Here is a 17,459-nt window from a genome sequence, read left to right on the forward strand (position 1 = left end):
ATTTGATTCCGCTGGGTGGTTCGGGTCCCAAAATGCAATCCATCGTCTCGCAATCGTGGACGCTCAGCGACCTAGTGCGGCAGCAATTTTGTCGTGCCGCGCGCGGGTAATGCCGTACGATGCCAGAATGACGAGCGACACGATGGCGATGATCGCTGGCACCGGTCCCCAGATCGCGACGAGCCGGAATTGCATCGCTTCGGGCAGGGAGGCGCCGACACTATGGCCCATGCTGCGGGGAAAATGGATCATGTCCAGCGCAACGCCCGCGACCATGACGCCCAGCCCGGTGGCCGCCTTGCCGGCAAAGCCAAGCCCCGCAAAATATAGCCCCTCGCGACGGCGGCCGAACAGATATTCGTGCTCGTCGGCGGCGTCGGCCATCATCGAGGGGTAGGCAACGAGGACGAACCCCGTGCCGATGCCCGCCACCCAAGAATTGATCTGCATCGGCAGTACCGCCGCATCGCCCAGCGGATGATAAAGCCCCGCGAGCATCGCTCCTTGCAGCGCCACCCAGTTGGCGATCAGCAGCAGGAAGCCGACGATGACCACATATTTCTTCTCCATCAGCTTTTGCATCAGGGGCGCGCCCAGCACGCCGAGCAGAATACCGACCAGATAGGCGTAGCTGATGAACTGGATCGTCTCGCTTCGCATTTTCCACACAAAGACAAAGGCGTGGTTGTTGAGGCTGGCGTTGGCCCCCATCGCGGCAAAGATCACGACAGCGGAAATGAACAGCAGACGGAACGAGCGGTTGGCGAAAATCTCTTTCAACTCGGAAGGCAGGCGACGCAGCATCGAGCCGGGAGCCTGATCGGGTTGCGGCAAGGCGGCAGCATAGCGCCGGATGCCCAGGCAACACACTGTCGTGCAGGCGAACAGAAGCGCCGCCACCGACCAGCCGAACCCGGGATAGCCCTCCGGCCTTTGCAGGCCGCCGTGCGCGAAATAAACTGAAAAACCGATCGCGGTCACCGCCACGCTCGCGAACAGACCCGCCAGCGCGCGATAGACCACGATGCTGGTGCGCTCCGCGTAGCCGGTCGCCATTTCGGCGCCGAGCGCGATATAGGGCACGTTGAACAGCGAAATGAAGCTGCGGACCGCAACCGACATCACAGCAAGCCACAGGAACAGTCCGGTCTGACCCAGCCCGTGTGGCGGCGAAAACAGCAGGCCGACCGACAACGATATCAGAGGAATCGCCGCGATCATCAGCGGCAGGCGACGGCCGAGCCGGGATTTTATGTTGTCAGACCATGAGCCGACCACAGGATCGACCACCGCGTCGAACGCTAGGCTGACCGCAAGCGCCGCGCCGACCAGCGAGCCCGACAGGCCCAGCACCGCCGAATAATAGAAGAAGATAAAGGCAATGGCGGCATCGAACCCGCCGTTCTGTGCCGCCTGTCCCAGGCTATAGGCCAGCTTGACCGGGAGCGACGGTCGCATGGCGAGTCCGGATTCCTCCGGCGCTTCGGTTGTCGCCACGGCATCTCTCCCCATTGTCGTTGTCATATGGTTATACGCCGCCGTCGCGCAGAAACGCGCGCACGGCAGTCACATAATCGGCAAAGTTTTCACGCCGGATATTGTGCCCCGCGCGCTCGATCCGCACCGTGCGGATATTGGCATTGAGCGCTTCGGCTTCTGACGCGAGCGCAGGCGTGACCATGCCGCCGCGATCTGGCTCGCCGCAGATCAACAGCGTCGGCGCGGTGATTGCGGCGAAGTCCTGCTGCCAAGGTGTCGCAAATTCGGGCAAGGCTTGCGGATCGACCTGCTGCTTTCCCTCCACCCAAGCGGGAAATTCGTCGATGTCCCAGTCGGGCGATTGCTCGTGGCCATAGGCCGCGATTTCCTGTGCAGACATCGACTGGAGTTCGGCGACCTGCTGGCGGAAACGCGCGCGGCGCTGGCGCATCTCTGAGGAACTGGCGGGCGGCAACAGCGGTGGGTCTTCGAGAACGATACGCGCCGCGCGTCCAGGGTTGGCAGCGGCAAAGGCGGCAGCGGCACGCGCCCCGACCGAATGGCCCATGACAAGGGGTGCGACGAGGCCGAGCGCGTCGATAGCTTCGGCGATATCCTGCCCGGGATTGGGCGTGTCGCACTGCGGCATCCGCGAACTTGCCCCGTGCCCGCGCGCATCGAGCATCACAATGTCGAACTCGTTCTCCAGCGCCTCGGCAAAGCGGGTCCAGCACAGGCCGTTGTCGGTCAGCCCGTGCGACAACACCAGCGCAGGGCCGTTGCCGCCGATGCGGTGCCAGGCGAGATGTCCGCCCGTGACCGGCACAGTGCCGGTCTGCCAGCGATGCGTGGTTCTCACCACGCATAGGCCTCGGGTGCAGGGCCGCACGGCGGGAAGATCGCGTCGAGGGCGGAGAGCACCTCGGCGCTCAGGCATAAGTCCGGCACATTCGCGACCGAGGCCAGTTGCGCGCGATTGCGCGGTCCGACGATGACCGCCGCAATCCCGTCCTGATGCAGTGTCCAAGCCAGCGCGACAGCGCTCATCGTCTCGCCGAGGTCGGCGCACAGGCTGGCATAGCGCGCCAACTGGTCACCCCGCGCGACCTGCGCCTGCCGGACCGCATCCGACTGGCGCCGGCCCCCGGCGTCGGTCGCTGGTCCCGCGAGCAGCCCGCCTGCGAGCGGGCTCCAGGCGATCACCCCGATGCCATAGTCGCGCGCGGCGGGAATGACCTCGAGTTCGGCGCGGCGCTCGACCAGATTGTACAGGCTCTGCTCGGACACCAGTCCGAGCCGCCCCCGCGCGATGGCCTTTTCATTGGTCTGGGCAATTTTCCACCCGGGAAAATTGCTCGACCCCAGATAGCCGATCTTGCCTTGCGCGATCAGCCGGTCGGCGGCCTGCCAGATTTCCTCAGGGTGCGCGCTGCGATCGATGTGGTGGAGCTGATACAGGTCGATATGATCGACCTGCAACCGCGTCAGGCTCGCCTCGCAGGCCATGACGATGTGTCGCGCCGACAGGCCGCGGTCGTTGATATCGTCGGACATCGGCTCATGGACTTTGGTCGCGAGCACGATCCGGTCGCGGCGCGCACGGTCCTGTATGAGCCATTGGCCGAGGATCGTCTCAGTCGTCCCGATGCCGAGTTCGCCGCCGTATTGATTGGCGGTGTCGACGAAGTTGATCCCGAGGTGGACCGCTGCGTCGAGGATGGCGTGACTTTCCTGCGCGTCGGTGCGCGGACCGAAATTCATTGTGCCGAGACACAGTTCGCTGACCTGAAGGGCTGTGCGACCAAGCCGCCGGTATTTCACGTCACGGTGCCCAAAGCGTCGCACCGGTCCGCAGTTCGGCACCCGAATCCGCTACGCAAAATCGGGTCAGATACCGCGCGCGTTCGGACAGTCGCTGGTAATCGGCGTACGCGATGCCCGGCACCATCGGCTCGTGGAACCAGGGTGCGTAGAATTCGAGATTGGGGATCGCCCGCATCGCGTCCGAAACATTGGGCGTGCCGCCATGCCAGGCGCGGACGTCGCGGACCATGATCGCACCGGCGGGGGCCGGACAGACCGTGCTCAGCCGCATCCACTCGGGTTCGTCTTCGAGGCTGGGGATGGGGATACGCGAATGCTGCGTCCCCGGAATTTGCCGGGTCGGCCCGTTGAGCCGTGTCACGTCCTGCGGCAGGAAATTCACGCAGACATAGGGGCAGGGCAGATCGCGGATGGTCAGCTGCCCGCGCGGGTCGTGGAACGAACTGAACGGCGACACGCCCGGGCCGCGCCAGTCGCTGACGTCCGAATGCAGCGGTTGGTAACCAGTCGCGCCGGGCAGGCAGAAATCGCCGCTTGCCGCGCGCAGGGCAAAATGCGGCGATCCGAAAATCGCCGTCACCAGGGTATCGACCAGCGGAATGTCCAGCATCATCTGCCATTCGGGTCGATGAAGCTGGCTACGCGTCAGGCTCGATCCGCCGAACGAATAGCGGTGCGATCCGCGATTGCCGTTCCGCGTCGCGTCGAGCGCGAGCACTTCGGATGCGACCTCGTTGCACCCGGCGGCGAGGAACGCGGTCTGGTCGGCCGTCAGCACATCGGCGATGACGACGAAGCCGTCGCGGCGGAACAGATCGACCGCGCGCTCGACATCGTTGGCCCCGAGGATTTCAAGCCCCTTGATGCCGTTTTCGGCTTGTAGGTAAGCGCGCTGTGCGGCGATTTCGGGTGCCGCTTCGGCTAGCATCTATGGTGTCCTTCGTGAGCGTGTCGGTTACGCGCGGGCGAGATTCATGACTTCGGCCATGTTGTCGAAGTAAAATGCGTCCAGCGTTGCCTGGTCGCAATCGGTCATCGTTTCCTCGAACTTGCCGATCGGATCGCCCGATCCTTCGGGATGCGGATAGTCGGAGGCATAGACCAGCATGCCCGGGCCGACCTGTTCGATCACCCAACCGACGGGCTCGCCCGCGAACGGTGCGACCTTGATGTGGCGCTTGGCCGTGACCGAAGGCAGTTCCGCAAACGGGCGCAGGCGCTTGAACACATTGGCGGTGAAATCGATCATCTTGAGCCAGCCGGGCAGCCAGAGGCAGCCGTGCTCCATCGAGATGACGCGCAGCGCAGGGTGGCGCTCGAACACGCCATCATAGATCATCGCGCCGAGAAACAGTTGTACGGAATTGGCAATGGTCATCACGCCGATTTCACCCGCCGGGGCATCGTCGCCGATCTCGTGAAACACGCGGCCATTGTTTTTGAAGCTGGGAGAAACCGGATCGTAATGGCCGTTGATCGCGACATGGGTGACGACGGGAATGCGGTGCTCGACGAATTTTGCCCAGACCGGATCGAAATCGGGATGAGTGAACGACCGCCCCGCATCATTGCCCTCGTTGGTGTCGACCGCGAACGTATAGCACCCGTCGGCCAGCCCCTGTTCGATCATCTCGATGGCCTTGTCAGGGCCGAAGCCTAGCGGGACATAGCCGACCGCGCGCATCCGGCGGTCGTCCTTGCAGAAATTGCCCATCGCGCGATTGAGCGCGCGTGCCCCTGCTTCACGCACGGCTGCATCGGGATCGTGGTAGAACTGGTGGAAGGTGAAGGTCGCCAGCACCAGCTGCACTTCATAGCCGAAAAGGTCGATGGCGCGTGCGCGCTCGACGGGATCGAAGGCACCCAGTCGCCCCCAGCCGACCTTGGTATTATCGAGAATCTGCGCTTCGTATTCCGCCGTCAGCGCGGCATCTCCCTGGCGGGCAAGGAATTGTTCGCGGCCCAGTTCCAGCCGCTCGCGCTTCTGGATGACCGGCTTCTGGTCGAGCATAGACGGAATTTTGGCCTTCTCGTCGGCGCTCGCCGTGTCGAGCAGGAAGTTTTCGAGTTCGATCAGATGGCTGTCGACGTCGATAATGCGCCGCGTGCCTGCATAGGTCATGTCCATCTCCTCTCGGTGTGCCGATCTTGCGTCGGGCTAGGATGTAACTGCTTCGGTCAACCACGACTCAGGCTTTATTATATAAAAGGTCAATATATCAGCTCGCTTCGGCGGTCAAACCTTGATTGCCGACAAGGCCGCCCAGTCACCGGCCGGCTTCGACCCGGGCGCAGATGTCGGGGTCCGCCAATGCTGCGATTGCCAACGCCGCACCCGCCGTCCGCAGCTCGACGATCTCGATGAGGTTACCCTCGGGATCGCTGCCGAGAATCGCACGGAGCCGGTCGCTTTCCAGACTCTCGGTCAACAGCGCTCCGCCAAGCGCGACCAGCCGCGCCGCGTCCGCGTCGAGATCGTCGCTTTCGAGACATAGGCGACCGTAGCCGGAGTCGAAAGGATGGCGCGCCGGTTCCGTCGGACTCGTCGGTGTATGAAACTGCCAGAGTTCGAGCTGCAGATTGCCCGCCGGCAACCATGCACCCTCGAGCTGCGCATCGACCAGCCCGCCCATCCGGTCGAGCTGCGGCCCCGGCCCGAACCGGCCCCGGCTGTTGGGTTCTGTTGCAAACAGGGCGCTGTAAAATGTGACTGCCGCGTCCATATCGCGCGTCACCAGCGCCACATGCGCCAGCCATGTCGGCTCACCGACCGGGGCATAGGGCAGCCCCTCGATCTCCATGATGTTGTCTTCGGGATCGCGTGCATAGGCATATTGGTTGCCGGTGCCGAGATCGAGGGGAGCAGCGATCAGGCTGCCGCCCTGCGCGGCAACGGCGGTGGCGAGCGGCGCGACATCGTGGTTCTGCACGCAGAAATGGCGGATGCCCGGGCGGTTGATCGGGTTGGCGACGGGTGCAGGCGCGCCGGCCGTCCAGTGCGGCGCGACCAGCAAGAGATAGCCATTGCGCCCCGCCAGCAGGCAATGATCGAAGCCCATCCCGCCGATTTGGCGATCGACGACTGCCAGCGCTGCCGCACCGGCTCCGGGCAGCGGCTTCATGCCCGCGATTGCCCCATAATAGCGCTGCGCCGCGTCTAGGTCGCAGACGACGAGCGTCACATGGTGGATGCCCTTGATCATCGCTGCTCCTCTATGCGCTCAAGGGGCACAGGAGGCCATGCCCGGGAGTTGTCCGGGCACAGCCTCCGGTCGAAAATGCTGCCGTTCAGAACTTGCCGCGCAACGTGACCTTCCACGTCCGCGGATCGCCGATGAACTGCGTCGCCGACGTCCCGTCGAGCTGGCGATACGAGCTGCCGAGGATGTAATGGGCGTAAACCTGATCGGTCGCATTCTCGACCGAGAAGGTGATGCCGTACCGGTTGCCCGGGCCATTGAGTCCGGCGCGCAGGTTGAGCAAGCCATAGGCCGCGACATCGGCGTAGGGCGCACCGTTCAGGTCGGTGTTCTTGCCCGATTGCCAGCTCCACTCGGCACGCAGGAAGCCCTCGAAATCGGAGCTGCCGAACTTGGTGCGATAGTCGCCGACGATCGAATAGAAGTCATGCGCGTTGTCGCGGAAGCGCTTGCCGTTGAGTGCCGGGTTCGCGGTGAACTTCGCGATGGTCACGTCGTTCAGCGTATAGGAACCGCTGAGCGTCAGGCCTGGCAACGCCTTTGGCCGCAGGATAACCTCGGCCTCGATCCCCTTCGACTTCAACAGGTCGATACCGATGTTGAGCGCCGCGCCGACCGCCGTCTGCGTGATCGTCTGGAGATTCTCCAGATCCTGGCTGTACAGCGTGATGTTGGTCGTCAGCGCCTTGTCGAACAACTGCGTTCTGATCCCGGCTTCCCACAAGGTCGGGATTTCGGGCTTGAGCACCGGCAGACCGCCCGGCGTCAGCACAGCGGCTGCGTTGACGCTTTCAGCCACATCGATGCCCGGCCCCTTGTAGCCGCGCGACCACGACACATAGGTCATCACATCGTCGGTCCAGAAATAGCGCCCGATAATGCGGCCCGAGAAATTATCGTTTTTGAAGGGCTGGATACCGACCAGGTCGGTGCCGAAGAACGCCGCAAACGGGGCCGCCGGATTGATCGCGATCGACCGGCGATTGTAGGTCGCGAGCAGCGAGTCATGCGTGTAGCGCCCGCCGATCACGATCGAGGCTTTGGGCGACAGGTTGAACGTCGCCTCGCCGAACACCGCATAGCTGTTCGTCGCCACCGTACGGTCGGCAAGCGTCCGGACGTTGAAGAATGGGGCGAAGGGCAAGCCGAATTCAATATCGACGCGGCCTTTCGCTTCCAGATCCTGATGGAAATAGAACAGGCCAGCGACATAATCGATCGACGAGCCGATCTTGCCGTTCAGGCGCAATTCCTGCGTGAATTGCTCGGTCGCAACCGTGGTGCCGTTACGGCTGTTGAGGTTCGAGTTGGAAACGCCATCAGCCTCGTTGAACTCGTCGATGCTCCATTTGCGCCATGCGGTGATCGAGGTCAGCGATGCCGGGCCGAAATCATAGTCCAGGTTGAGCGCGACCCCGCCGAACTTCGTGCCTTCGAAAATCCGGTCGCCCCGGACGCCCACTCGTCGATTCTCCGGTCCGGGAACGATGTTGAGCGCCGTAAGCGCGTCGCGCAGTTGCAGCACACCGGTGTTGGTCGCGAAGGGGATAGCACCCGAGGCGGGGCCCGCAACCCGGTAGGTCGGCTGGCAGCAACGGTTCTGCCCGCGCCCGATATCGCCGGTCAGGACGACGGTGAGCGCATCGGTCGGCTGGAACAGCAGCTTGCCGCGCAGGGCGTAAGTGTCACGATTATTGAGGTCGGGCTGGCCGGCAATCGCGTTGGTCAGCACGCCGTCGCGACGGTTATAGGTACCCGTTAGGCGGAACGCGACCTTGTCGCCTGCCACCGGACCGGTCACTGTCCCACGCAGCTTGGTTTCGTTGAAGCTGCCATAGCTCGCTTCGACGCTGCCGCCGAAATCGAATTCGGGATTGTTGGTCTGGATGTTGATGACGCCTGCCGATGCGTTCTTGCCGAACAACGTGCCCTGCGGCCCCTTGATCAGTTCGATCGATTTGATGTCGAGAAAGTCGGTAAACCCTTGTGCCTCGCGGCCGAGGACGACCCCGTCGACCACGGTCGATACACTCGATTCGAAACCATCGCTGAAGCTGAAGGTGGAAATGCCGCGCACCTTGGTGCCGGTCGCACGCGATGTGTTGAGCGGCGAAATGCTGATACCGGGCACGAAGCGGACGGCATCGGCAAGCTGCACGATGCCGGTGCGCTCGATGAATTCGCCGGTGACGACCGACACGGCAAGCGGCGCATCCTGCAGCGTTTCGCGGGTTTTGCGCGCGGTGACGATGATGTCGTTCGGCGCGGCCCCCTCGGCTGCAGGTGCAGCCTGCGCGTGGGCGGGTGCGAACGGCAAGGCGACTGCCATGACCGACGACAACCAGATGCTTTTTTTGAGCGATTTCATATTCAGGCCCTCTCCGATTCCCTGACAAGCCGCCGTCCGGGCCTGTGGCTCCGGATCGTTCGGCATTCCCGATTCTTATTATGTATTTAGTCATTTAGCAAGAATTTGATTCAAAGCCGCACGTGGCGTAAAAACGTATAAATATCAATCAATTTAGATACAAAACGTACGATTTGATTGACCTATGGTGTAATAATTATAGGTAGATATTCGGCAAGACGAGGTGGGGATATGACGAACGCTGACGGACTCAAGGGCAAGGTGGCACTGATCACCGGCGCTGCGCGCGGGATCGGCATGGCCGCAGCGATCCGTCTCGCCCGCGACGGTGCCGATATCGTTGCGCTCGATCTGGCAGGATCGCCCTGGAACGAGCTGCACGACGAAGTGGCGCAGGCCGGTCGCAACCTCCTTGCGTGCGAAGGCGATGTCGCGGACGAAGTGACATGGGAAGAAACCATGGCGCGGGTCCGCGCTCAGTTCGGACGGATCGACATCCTGTTCAACAATGCGGGCATTTCCGGCCCGGCGTGCCCGCTGCAGGACTATCCTCTGGACGAATTCGATCGGGTCATGCGAGTCAACTGCCGGGGCGTGTTTCTCGGCATGAAATTCGGTGCCGAAGCCATGCGCGGTGGCAGCGGCTCGATCATCAATATGTCATCGGTGTCGGGCATCGGCGGCGGGCGCTCGCTGTTTGCCTATAACGCCAGCAAGCACGCGGTGATCGGGATGACCAAGGTCGGCGCGGTCGAACTGGCCGAACACGGCATCCGGGTGAACGCCATCTGTCCGGCGATGACCGAAACCGCGATGATGCTCGATCTCGAAATCGGCAAGAACACCGACGAGATTGCCGCGTTGCGGGGACATTTCAACGCGATGATTCCTCTAGGGCGTTACGCTGCTCCTGCGGAAATCGCGTCGGTCGTTTCGTTTTTGGCGAGCGATGCGGCGTCGTTCGTCAACGGCGCGGCAATTCCGGTCGATGGTGGGCTCAAGGCGCAATAGGCACGTGCACTATGGGCAGCGGTGGTATCAGGCCGCGGAGGACAGGTCCGCTTTCCCGTATTTCTCCTCCAGCGCGACGAGACTGCCCTTGAACAGGCAGAATACGATCTCCTCGATCTTGCGGCGACCGACGACGCCCTGGCTTACCAGTTCCCCCGCTGCGCCCGTCAGGCCCATCGATACCTCGGTCGTCAGGATCGCCACGTCGCGCGGCACATTGAAATTGTGCACCATTTCTGTCGCCAGCCGGTCGACGACGCGCTGACGGCTTTCGCGTTCGAGTGCCTGAAACGCGGCGGTTATCGAAGGTTCGCCCATTAGCCGTTGAATATGCATGCCGTTCTTCTCGGCATGTTTGAGGTAGGTACGCGTGGTGAAGCGGATCAGTTCGTCGAATGTCTTGGCCTCGCTGACCGCAATCGCCTGCAACTCCCACAGGCGTCGCTGGTCGCGCACCAGCAACTCCTGGAGCAGCGTAGTGACGTTCTGGAAATAGGCATATACCAGCGGCTTGCTGACCCCCGCCTCACGCCCGACCCGCTCCATGGTCACCGCCGAAATGCCTTCGGCGGCGACGAGAATGGCCGCCTTATCGAGAATCATGTGTTTGCGGACTGCCGGATCGAGACGGCGCGTCGTTTTCTTGGCAACCTCGGTTATCGACATGGGCGAACTTTGTTCCAGCGAAACGGCGTGCGGACTGCCGCGATACCAAGCCGTGCCGCCGTTGTCATCGCATCATAGCACAGCATCGGACGTTATGGTCCCCCGCAAGCGTAACGGGCCACAGCAATACGTGCCTCGTCCCAATATAATTGACTCTAGTTATAATTAATCTACGTTTCCCGCGTATCGGCAGAAAGCCGGATCGAGATTTAAGGGGGAAGCATATGCGAAAGAGGCGATTTTTCTTCGCGACCCTTGCGATCGTGCTCATCGGAGGCACAACCTTGGCCTATGTCACGACACCGACGGTCCATGCGGGCCAGGTCGGCGAAGCCCCCGAACTCGGCCGGACGGGAGCGTTCCGCATCGGCACGGCGGTGGCGCACTATACGATGCCGGGCCGCAGCCGCATCACTAGCTGGGGGGCAGTGACCGGCAATCTGCAAGTCGCCGACCGCACCCTGCCTGTCCGCATCTGGTATCCGGCCGACGCCGCTACGGGCGGGGCACCGGTCCATTATGACCATGTCATGAAATTTCCGGGCAAGCCGCCGCTGTCGCTGGTCAGCCAGGGCATTGCCATTGCCGGTGCCGCGCCGCTGAAGGGCAAGAAATTTCCGCTTGTGATCATGTCGCACGGCTATGGCGGATGGAGCACGCAATTCAGCAATCTCGCCGAACACATTGCGTCGCACGGCTATGTCGTCGCGTCGATCGACCATGAGGACATGCCCGTCGAAGGCGTCAGCTCTTTCCTGCTCTCGTTCGGCAATGTGCTGGTCGACCGCACGCTCGACCAGCGCCAGATACTCGCCCAGATGTTGGCCAATGCGCGCGACCGGAAATCGCCATGGCTCGATCTGGTCGATCCGCAGAATATCGGGCTCATCGGGTATTCGATGGGGGGCTATGGCGCGCTGGCGACCGCAGGTGCGTCCTATAGCTTCGACGGCGACCCGATGGCGAAAATCCCCGGGGCGGCGAAGAGCCAGTTGCGCGAAGCCACCAGCCAACCGGCACCGATCAAGGCGCTTGTCACGGTTTCGCCCTGGGGCGGCCAGCCTGACAGCCGCGCGTGGAACGCAGATGGGCTGTCGAAGATCAAAATGCCTGTCCTGATGCTGGTCGGCAATCAGGACGATGTCGTCAATTTCAAGGACGGCGTGTCATGGCTGTTCCGCAACCTGACTGGCACCGAGCGCCACATGCTGGTCTATCGCGAAGCGCGGCACAACATCATCGGGAACGAATTCCGGCTGAACCCGGACACGCAGTGGAACGCCTATGAATTCCTGACCGAGCCGGTGTGGCGCAGTGAGCGGCTGAACGCGATCAACCAGCATTTCGTGACCGCGTTCCTCGACCTGACGCTGAAGGGTGACGCGTCAAAGCGCGCCTATCTCGATGTGCCGACCGTCGATGCCAACGCGGGCGAATGGCCGCTGTCGTTCGCCGAACAGCTCAACGGGACGATGGCCGGGGCCGAGCAACCGAAATACTGGCGCGGGTTCCAGCGTCGCTGGGCAGCGGGCCTCGAAATGCACCGGGCAGTCGCGGGGCGGCCGGGCAACTAACCGCCGGCGCTCTCAGCCCGGGTGGATCGTCTGCCCGCCGTCGAGGACCAAAGTCTGCCCGGTCATGAACCGGCTTTCGGGCGCGGCGAGGAAGACAGCGATCCCTTCCATATCCTCGAGCTTGCCCACTTCTCCCGACGCCGAGCGCCGCTTGCACGCATCGCGGAACGCTTGTGAGGTATCGAGCGACATGTCGGTTTCGATATAGCCCGGCAGGATCGCGTTGACCTGAATATTGGCGCGCCCCAGTTCGATTGCCAGCGCGCGGGTCAGGCCGACCACGGCGGCCTTGGTCGTCGAATATCCGGCGTGGAGCGGTGTGCCCAGAATGGCGGCGGCCGACGATGTGACGATCAGCTTGCCGCCCTGCCGCCGTTCGAGCAGATGCGCGATGACGGCCTTGTAGGTCATCACGACGCTGTTGAGATTGAGGTCCATGAATTCCAGCCACTTGTCGTCGGCAAGCTGGTGCAGCATCGACGTCGGCCCCGATCCGCCGGCATTGGCAAAGCAGCTATCGACCTTGCCGAAGCGCGCCAAGGTCGCCTCGAACGCAGACTTGATCTGCGCCGCATCGGTGACCTCGCAGACAAACGCCTCGGCATCGCCGCCCAGCGCGCGCAACGCTTCGACCGCTTCAGCGTTTTTTGCGGGATTGCGGCCCCAGATGGCGACACTCGCTCCGGCCTTGACCAGCCCCTTGCCCATCGCCAGGCCCAGGCCGCCGTTGCCACCGGTGATCAATGCAACGTGCCCTGATAGATCGAACATTGGCCTACATCCTCCAGACCGAAACATTTCATGACGTGCCGGTTCGACCCTTCGACCAGACTGCACACACTTCAATCGTTCATTCTATTATACATAAAGTCAATAGCGAAGTGCCGATGCAGGTGTACGATGCTGGCGAAATCGAAACCCATAGCGTTCCGGCATGGAGATCATGCTGCAATGGGATTTTATTTGAAGCCGCTGATAGTCGAAAGTTCCATCGTCGGCCGATAATCGGCCCTATCGGAGATTCACCCATGATCGCTCGCCCCCTGCTTCTCGCGCTCGCCCTGACGTGCGGTCTCGCCGCCACCGGTGCGGCCCAGGCTGCCCCTGCGGCACGCGCGCAAACGGCCAAGGCCGAGGGCGTCGTCCGCGTTCGCAGCACGCACGGCTTCGATGAGACGCTGGTCCGGCTCAAGGCCGCGATTGCAGCGAAGGGCGTTCGCTATTTCGATGCCATCGATCAGCAGGCGCTGGGCGCCGAGGCGAACCTGCCGATCGGCAAGTCGGTGATCGTGCGTTTCGGCAATCCGCCGCTCGGCGTGCAGTTCCTTCAGGCCAATCGCTATGCCGGGCTCGACTGGCCGGTACGGATGCTGGTCGTCGAAGAAGCCGATGGCAGCACCTGGCTCGCCTGGACGGACTTCAAGTTCATGGCGAAGCGTTACGGCATCACCACCCAGAACGCGCAGTTCAAGATGGCGAGCGAAGTCGCGGCTTCCATTGCAACGGACGCGGCCCGATAGCGCCCACATGAATAATATTGCCCTTGCCAGCATCGCCTTTGCGATTGCCGCCGTCTGCGCCGCGTTGATGGGCTATGCCATCCAGCGCGGCGCAACGTGCATGGTCGCGGCCATTGACGAACTCGTAAGCCAGCGGCGCGCAACACGTTTGGTGGCGCTGGTCGAGGCGGGCATTTGGGTCGCGGGCGGGCTCTTAGTTGCCCATTTGCTCGGCAGCCTTCGGATGTCACCTGTCGGCCACAGCGTCGGCGTAGCGACGGTGGCAGGCGGCGCGCTCCTCGGGGCAGGCGCGCTGATCAACCGGGCGTGTGTTTTCGGCGCGATTGCACGGCTCGGGTCGGGCGAATGGGCCTATGTGCTGACGCCGGTCGGTTTTTTTCTCGGCTGTCTGGGCGCAAGCCAGTGGATGACCGCGACGCCGCCCATCACGGCACCCTCGCCGTTGTTTGCAGCGGCATCGGTGCTCGTTGTGCCGTTTGCTCTCTTTGCTGGGTGGCGCGGTGTCGAAGCGTTCGGAGCTGTTCGGCGGCGTGAATTCGCAGCACATATCTGGACGCCGCACCGCGCGACGATGGTTATCGGCCTCGCCTTTGTCATCATGCTGCTAACGGTTGGCAGCTGGGCCTACACCGAAGCACTGGCGTCGCTGGCGCGCGGCATGGCAAGCAACACGGAAGCCAAATTGCTGTTGTTCGCCGCCCTGCTCGTCGGGGCGTTGCTAGGCGGCTGGACAGCAGGGCGATTGCGCTCCGTTGCGCCGACGGTCGCCGAGGTTGCGCGCTGCCTGACCGGCGGCGCGTTGATGGGCATGGGGAGCGTGCTGATTCCTGGCAGCAATGACGGCCTCATCCTGTTGGGCCTGCCACTGCTCAATCTCTATGCGCTTGTTGCGCTGGCGAGCATGACGCTTGCCATTGTCGGCGGCATGGTGATCGAGCGGCAATTGGCGAACCGCTAGCCAGTAACCTTCCATGCCGTTACGACGAACTGGCCTTTGCGGGAGGGGGCCGCAACGTCATGGAAATGCAACAGGTCCGTTACTTCCTGTCGGTCGCGCGCACGCTGAATTTCACGCGCGCGGCGGAGGAGTGCAATGTGACGCAGCCCGCGTTGACCCGCGCGATCAAGCAGCTTGAGGACGAACTCGGCGGCGAACTCATCCGCCGCGAAGGGCGCTTGTCGCACCTGACCGATCTCGGCAACCGGATGCAGCCGTTGCTCATGCAATGCTTTGACGCCGCGCTTGCCGCGAAGTTGATCGCCGCCAAGGTCAAGAAAGGCGAAGTGCCGTCGCTCTCGCTTGCCGTGTCGCGCACGCTCGATCTCGAACACTTGATGCGTCCGTTGACCGAAATGCACCGCAGCTTCGCCGGGCTTCAGCTCAAACTGCGACGCGGTACCGGCGCGCAGATTGCCGCGATGCTCAAAAACGGAGAGGTCGACCTCGCCATCGGCGGGCCGATGGGTGAAAGCTGGGATCGGCTGGAAAGCTGGCCGATGTTCAGCGAAGCATTCGATCTTGTGGTGGGTGCCGATCACCCCTTGGCAATGCACAACGACCTCGACCTCGATGTCGAACTGATCCGCGACGTGCGTTTTCTGGTCCATGCCGACACCGATATGGCCGAGTTCGAAGCCGGCTGCCTCGATGCGACAGGAATCTGCCTCGACCATGCCCATGAGGTCGACTCGGATCGCGATTTGGAAGCACTCGTTGTCGCCGAATTCGGGGTCGCGATCATGCCGGCGAGCGCGATGAATTCCGCAAGGGTCCGTCACCTGACCTGCTCGGCGCTCGATCTCAAACGCACCGTGGCAATTTATTCGGTCGCGGGCCGCGCGCGTTCGCGCGAGGCCTCAGCGCTCCTCAATCTGGTGCGTTCCGCCGACTGGTCACGCCGCCTTGCTGTCGAGGCGCTCGAGGACGCTTAGGATATCGGCGAGTTCCATACGGCGGCGATAATCGGGGTCGACGTGGCGCGCGATGATGCGACTATCTGTGCCGACGACGAAAACCGCCGGGATCGGCATGATCCAGCCTTTGGTGCCCTGATATTCGGGAATGTCCTTACCCGCGCCCGCGATCAGCTGCGCCATCGCATCGTCGACCCAGATCGCGAGGTTGAGCGATAGCGCATAGCCGCTGCCGACATCGCTCAGGAAGGGGAAACCGGCACCCGCATCGGACCGCATCATGCGGGTATATTGCTGGCGTTCGGGCGAAATCGCCACCAGCGCGCGTGGCGCGACCCGCGCCTCGATCTCGGCCACGCCCGCCATGTTCAACCGGCAATAGGGGCACCAATGGCCGCGATGAAAGACCAGCACGGCGGGCCCGTTCCGCAACAGCCCGTCAAGCGTGACCATCCGCCCGTCCTGGTCGGGCAGCATGAAACTGGGCATGACGTCGCCAACCTGGGGTGCGCTCGTCCCCGCATCGACACTTTCCAGCCGGCCCACGAACACATCGACGGCGTCGGCATAGACCGGACTCAGATCGCGCACCCGATCGGCGACAAACCTCAGGCGCGCGCCGAGCGGAATATCCCGGCTGCGCGCCTCGACGACAGCATCGTCGAGCGCTGCGATGAGCGGGTTGGACATCTGGTTGCTCCCCCTTGTTCCCCAGCTAGCACGGCTCGCCGAGCCGTGCATTGCCAGCACGCCTACATTTTGGCTGCAACCGTTTCGACCATTTCTCCGGCACAGACCTCGTGCAACACAAAGCCCTCGCTCGGATCGACTTCGGCACGCCACGGCGTTTTTTCGAGCGTTTCACAGGTATGGCGGTAACCCGCTTCCCAGCGCTGGCGGATGCCGTCGGCGCTGAAGTCGATATCCTTGGCGTGGTCCTCATAGTCCAGCGAGGGCGCGAGCAGGCGGATGACGTGCATCCGCGTCGTGCAGCCATAACCGGTCAGGCCGCGCTGCTTGAGGCTTTTCAGCGCGTCCTCGGGGACCAGTGCCGCCATTTCAGCGATGATGTGGCGCAGCTTGTGGAGCTGGCGCTGCCGTTTGATGTGCGAGGCGGCGCGGCTTGAATATTGCACGTCCTTCTGCCGGTTCATCACTTCCCAGATCGTTTCGGGCTCGGGGCCGTGCGGGTTCCACAGGTGAACCGCGAACACCATCGCGTTCTTGCGCGGGTTGTCGTCGAACACGACCTCAACCGGCGTGTTCGACAGGATGCCGCCGTCCCAGTAGAGCTGGTCGTCGATCCGCACCGCAGGAAAGGCGGGGGGCAGCGCCCCCGACGCCATGATGTGGCGCAGGTCGATGGCCTGATCGCGACTGTCGAAATAGGTCATTTCGCTGGTCTGCACATTCGACGCGCCGACGGTGAGCCGGATCGGCCCCTTGTTGATCTGTTCGAAATCGACGAGTTCGGTCAGCGTATCGGCAAGCGGCGCGACCGAATAATAGCCCGCGCTTTCGGCACCCAAAGGCGCATGCGAGCTGACGAACGCCGCCGGATTGGGGCGGAAGAACGAGGGGACGCCGGTCGTCACCGCCATCATGTTGCGCGCCGCAGCGGCGAACCAGCTGGGCAGCGGCATCCCCATGAACCGGTCGTTCTCGACCCGCTTCCAGAATGCGCGGAGCCGGTCGATGCCGCCGTTCGCGGGGCCGCCGGCGATCAGGGCGGCGTTGATCGCACCGATAGATGTGCCGACCACCCAGTCAGGGGCAATCCCGGCTTCGGCGAGCGCCTGATACACGCCGACCTGATACGCCCCCAGCGCACCGCCGCCTTGCAGGACCAGGACGGTCTGGCCGTAACTCGAAATCTCGTCGTGTAGCGTTTTCATGTCTCTCT

16 protein-coding genes are annotated in these 17,459 nt (G+C 63.0%); 5 read left to right on the forward strand and 11 right to left on the reverse strand.

What is annotated here, in order from left to right; all coding sequences use genetic code 11:
* Window positions 1-63: 63 nt before the first annotated feature.
* From M0209_RS14630 to M0209_RS14660, 7 genes are all read right to left on the reverse strand, one after another.
* Window positions 64-1,497, reverse strand: coding sequence for an MFS transporter (locus M0209_RS14630; RefSeq protein ID WP_258889014.1), 1,434 nt, complete (start codon window positions 1,495-1,497; stop codon window positions 64-66).
* A 31-nt stretch (window positions 1,498-1,528) separates the two neighbouring features.
* Entirely contained in the window at window positions 1,529-2,338 is an 810-nt protein-coding gene (locus M0209_RS14635) for an alpha/beta fold hydrolase (RefSeq protein WP_258889016.1), read from the reverse strand.
* Window positions 2,335-3,324, reverse strand: a complete 990-nt coding sequence (locus M0209_RS14640) for an aldo/keto reductase (protein WP_258889017.1) — start codon at window positions 3,322-3,324, stop codon at window positions 2,335-2,337. Before M0209_RS14640 ends, M0209_RS14635 begins: the two co-directional genes overlap by 4 nt.
* Window positions 3,302-4,231 (reverse strand): phytanoyl-CoA dioxygenase family protein, encoded by a 930-nt coding sequence (locus M0209_RS14645; RefSeq protein WP_258889018.1) that lies wholly within the window; start codon window positions 4,229-4,231, stop codon window positions 3,302-3,304. The genes M0209_RS14640 and M0209_RS14645 overlap by 23 nt, the downstream gene beginning before the upstream one ends.
* Window positions 4,232-4,258: 27 nt before the next feature.
* Window positions 4,259-5,425 carry an amidohydrolase family protein gene (locus tag M0209_RS14650; protein WP_258889019.1) on the reverse strand — a complete coding sequence of 389 codons (1,167 nt, stop codon included), beginning with the start codon at window positions 5,423-5,425 and terminating at the stop codon, window positions 4,259-4,261.
* A gap of 145 nt (window positions 5,426-5,570) precedes the next feature.
* Window positions 5,571-6,506, reverse strand: a complete 936-nt coding sequence (locus M0209_RS14655) for a VOC family protein (protein ID WP_258889020.1) — start codon at window positions 6,504-6,506, stop codon at window positions 5,571-5,573.
* A gap of 85 nt (window positions 6,507-6,591) precedes the next feature.
* Window positions 6,592-8,871 carry a TonB-dependent receptor gene (locus M0209_RS14660; RefSeq protein WP_258889021.1) on the reverse strand — a complete coding sequence of 760 codons (2,280 nt, stop codon included), beginning with the start codon at window positions 8,869-8,871 and terminating at the stop codon, window positions 6,592-6,594.
* Between the two features lie 231 nt (window positions 8,872-9,102).
* On the opposite strand from M0209_RS14660, the gene M0209_RS14665 reads away from it, so the two are divergent.
* Window positions 9,103-9,882, forward strand: a complete 780-nt coding sequence (locus M0209_RS14665) for an SDR family NAD(P)-dependent oxidoreductase (protein ID WP_258889022.1) — start codon at window positions 9,103-9,105, stop codon at window positions 9,880-9,882.
* A gap of 27 nt (window positions 9,883-9,909) precedes the next feature.
* On the opposite strand, the gene M0209_RS14670 is transcribed toward M0209_RS14665, so the two are convergent.
* Window positions 9,910-10,548 (reverse strand): TetR/AcrR family transcriptional regulator, encoded by a 639-nt coding sequence (locus M0209_RS14670; protein WP_258889023.1) that lies wholly within the window; start codon window positions 10,546-10,548, stop codon window positions 9,910-9,912.
* A 284-nt stretch (window positions 10,549-10,832) separates the two neighbouring features.
* Between M0209_RS14670 and M0209_RS14675 the strand changes: the two genes are divergently transcribed.
* Window positions 10,833-12,122 (forward strand): dienelactone hydrolase, encoded by a 1,290-nt coding sequence (locus M0209_RS14675; protein WP_258889024.1) that lies wholly within the window; start codon window positions 10,833-10,835, stop codon window positions 12,120-12,122.
* A gap of 12 nt (window positions 12,123-12,134) precedes the next feature.
* Here the strand turns inward: M0209_RS14675 and M0209_RS14680 are convergent, their stop codons facing one another.
* On the reverse strand, window positions 12,135-12,893 hold the full coding sequence (locus M0209_RS14680) for an SDR family NAD(P)-dependent oxidoreductase (protein ID WP_258889025.1): 759 nt from the start codon (window positions 12,891-12,893) through the stop codon (window positions 12,135-12,137).
* 257 nt (window positions 12,894-13,150) lie between these two features.
* On the opposite strand from M0209_RS14680, the gene M0209_RS14685 reads away from it, so the two are divergent.
* From M0209_RS14685 to M0209_RS14695, 3 genes are read left to right on the forward strand one after another with little or no spacing between them, the layout of a single operon-like run.
* A complete protein-coding gene (locus tag M0209_RS14685; protein ID WP_258889026.1) occupies window positions 13,151-13,642 on the forward strand; it encodes a DUF302 domain-containing protein in 492 nt (163 codons plus the stop codon).
* Window positions 13,643-13,649: 7 nt separating this feature from the next.
* Window positions 13,650-14,600 (forward strand): YeeE/YedE family protein, encoded by a 951-nt coding sequence (locus M0209_RS14690; RefSeq protein ID WP_258889027.1) that lies wholly within the window; start codon window positions 13,650-13,652, stop codon window positions 14,598-14,600.
* Window positions 14,601-14,659: 59 nt separating this feature from the next.
* Window positions 14,660-15,574 (forward strand): LysR family transcriptional regulator, encoded by a 915-nt coding sequence (locus M0209_RS14695; RefSeq protein ID WP_258889028.1) that lies wholly within the window; start codon window positions 14,660-14,662, stop codon window positions 15,572-15,574.
* On the opposite strand, the gene M0209_RS14700 is transcribed toward M0209_RS14695, so the two are convergent.
* Window positions 15,536-16,246, reverse strand: coding sequence for a peroxiredoxin-like family protein (locus M0209_RS14700; protein ID WP_258889029.1), 711 nt, complete (start codon window positions 16,244-16,246; stop codon window positions 15,536-15,538). The two genes, M0209_RS14695 and M0209_RS14700, sit on opposite strands and share 39 nt — an antisense overlap.
* Window positions 16,247-16,308: 62 nt before the next feature.
* Window positions 16,309-17,451, reverse strand: coding sequence for a patatin-like phospholipase family protein (locus tag M0209_RS14705; protein WP_258889031.1), 1,143 nt, complete (start codon window positions 17,449-17,451; stop codon window positions 16,309-16,311).
* Between the last annotated feature and the right edge of the window lie 8 nt (window positions 17,452-17,459).

This window comes from Sphingomonas sp. SUN039 (assembly GCF_024758725.1).
Taxonomy (GTDB): Bacteria; Pseudomonadota; Alphaproteobacteria; order Sphingomonadales; family Sphingomonadaceae; genus Sphingomonas_O.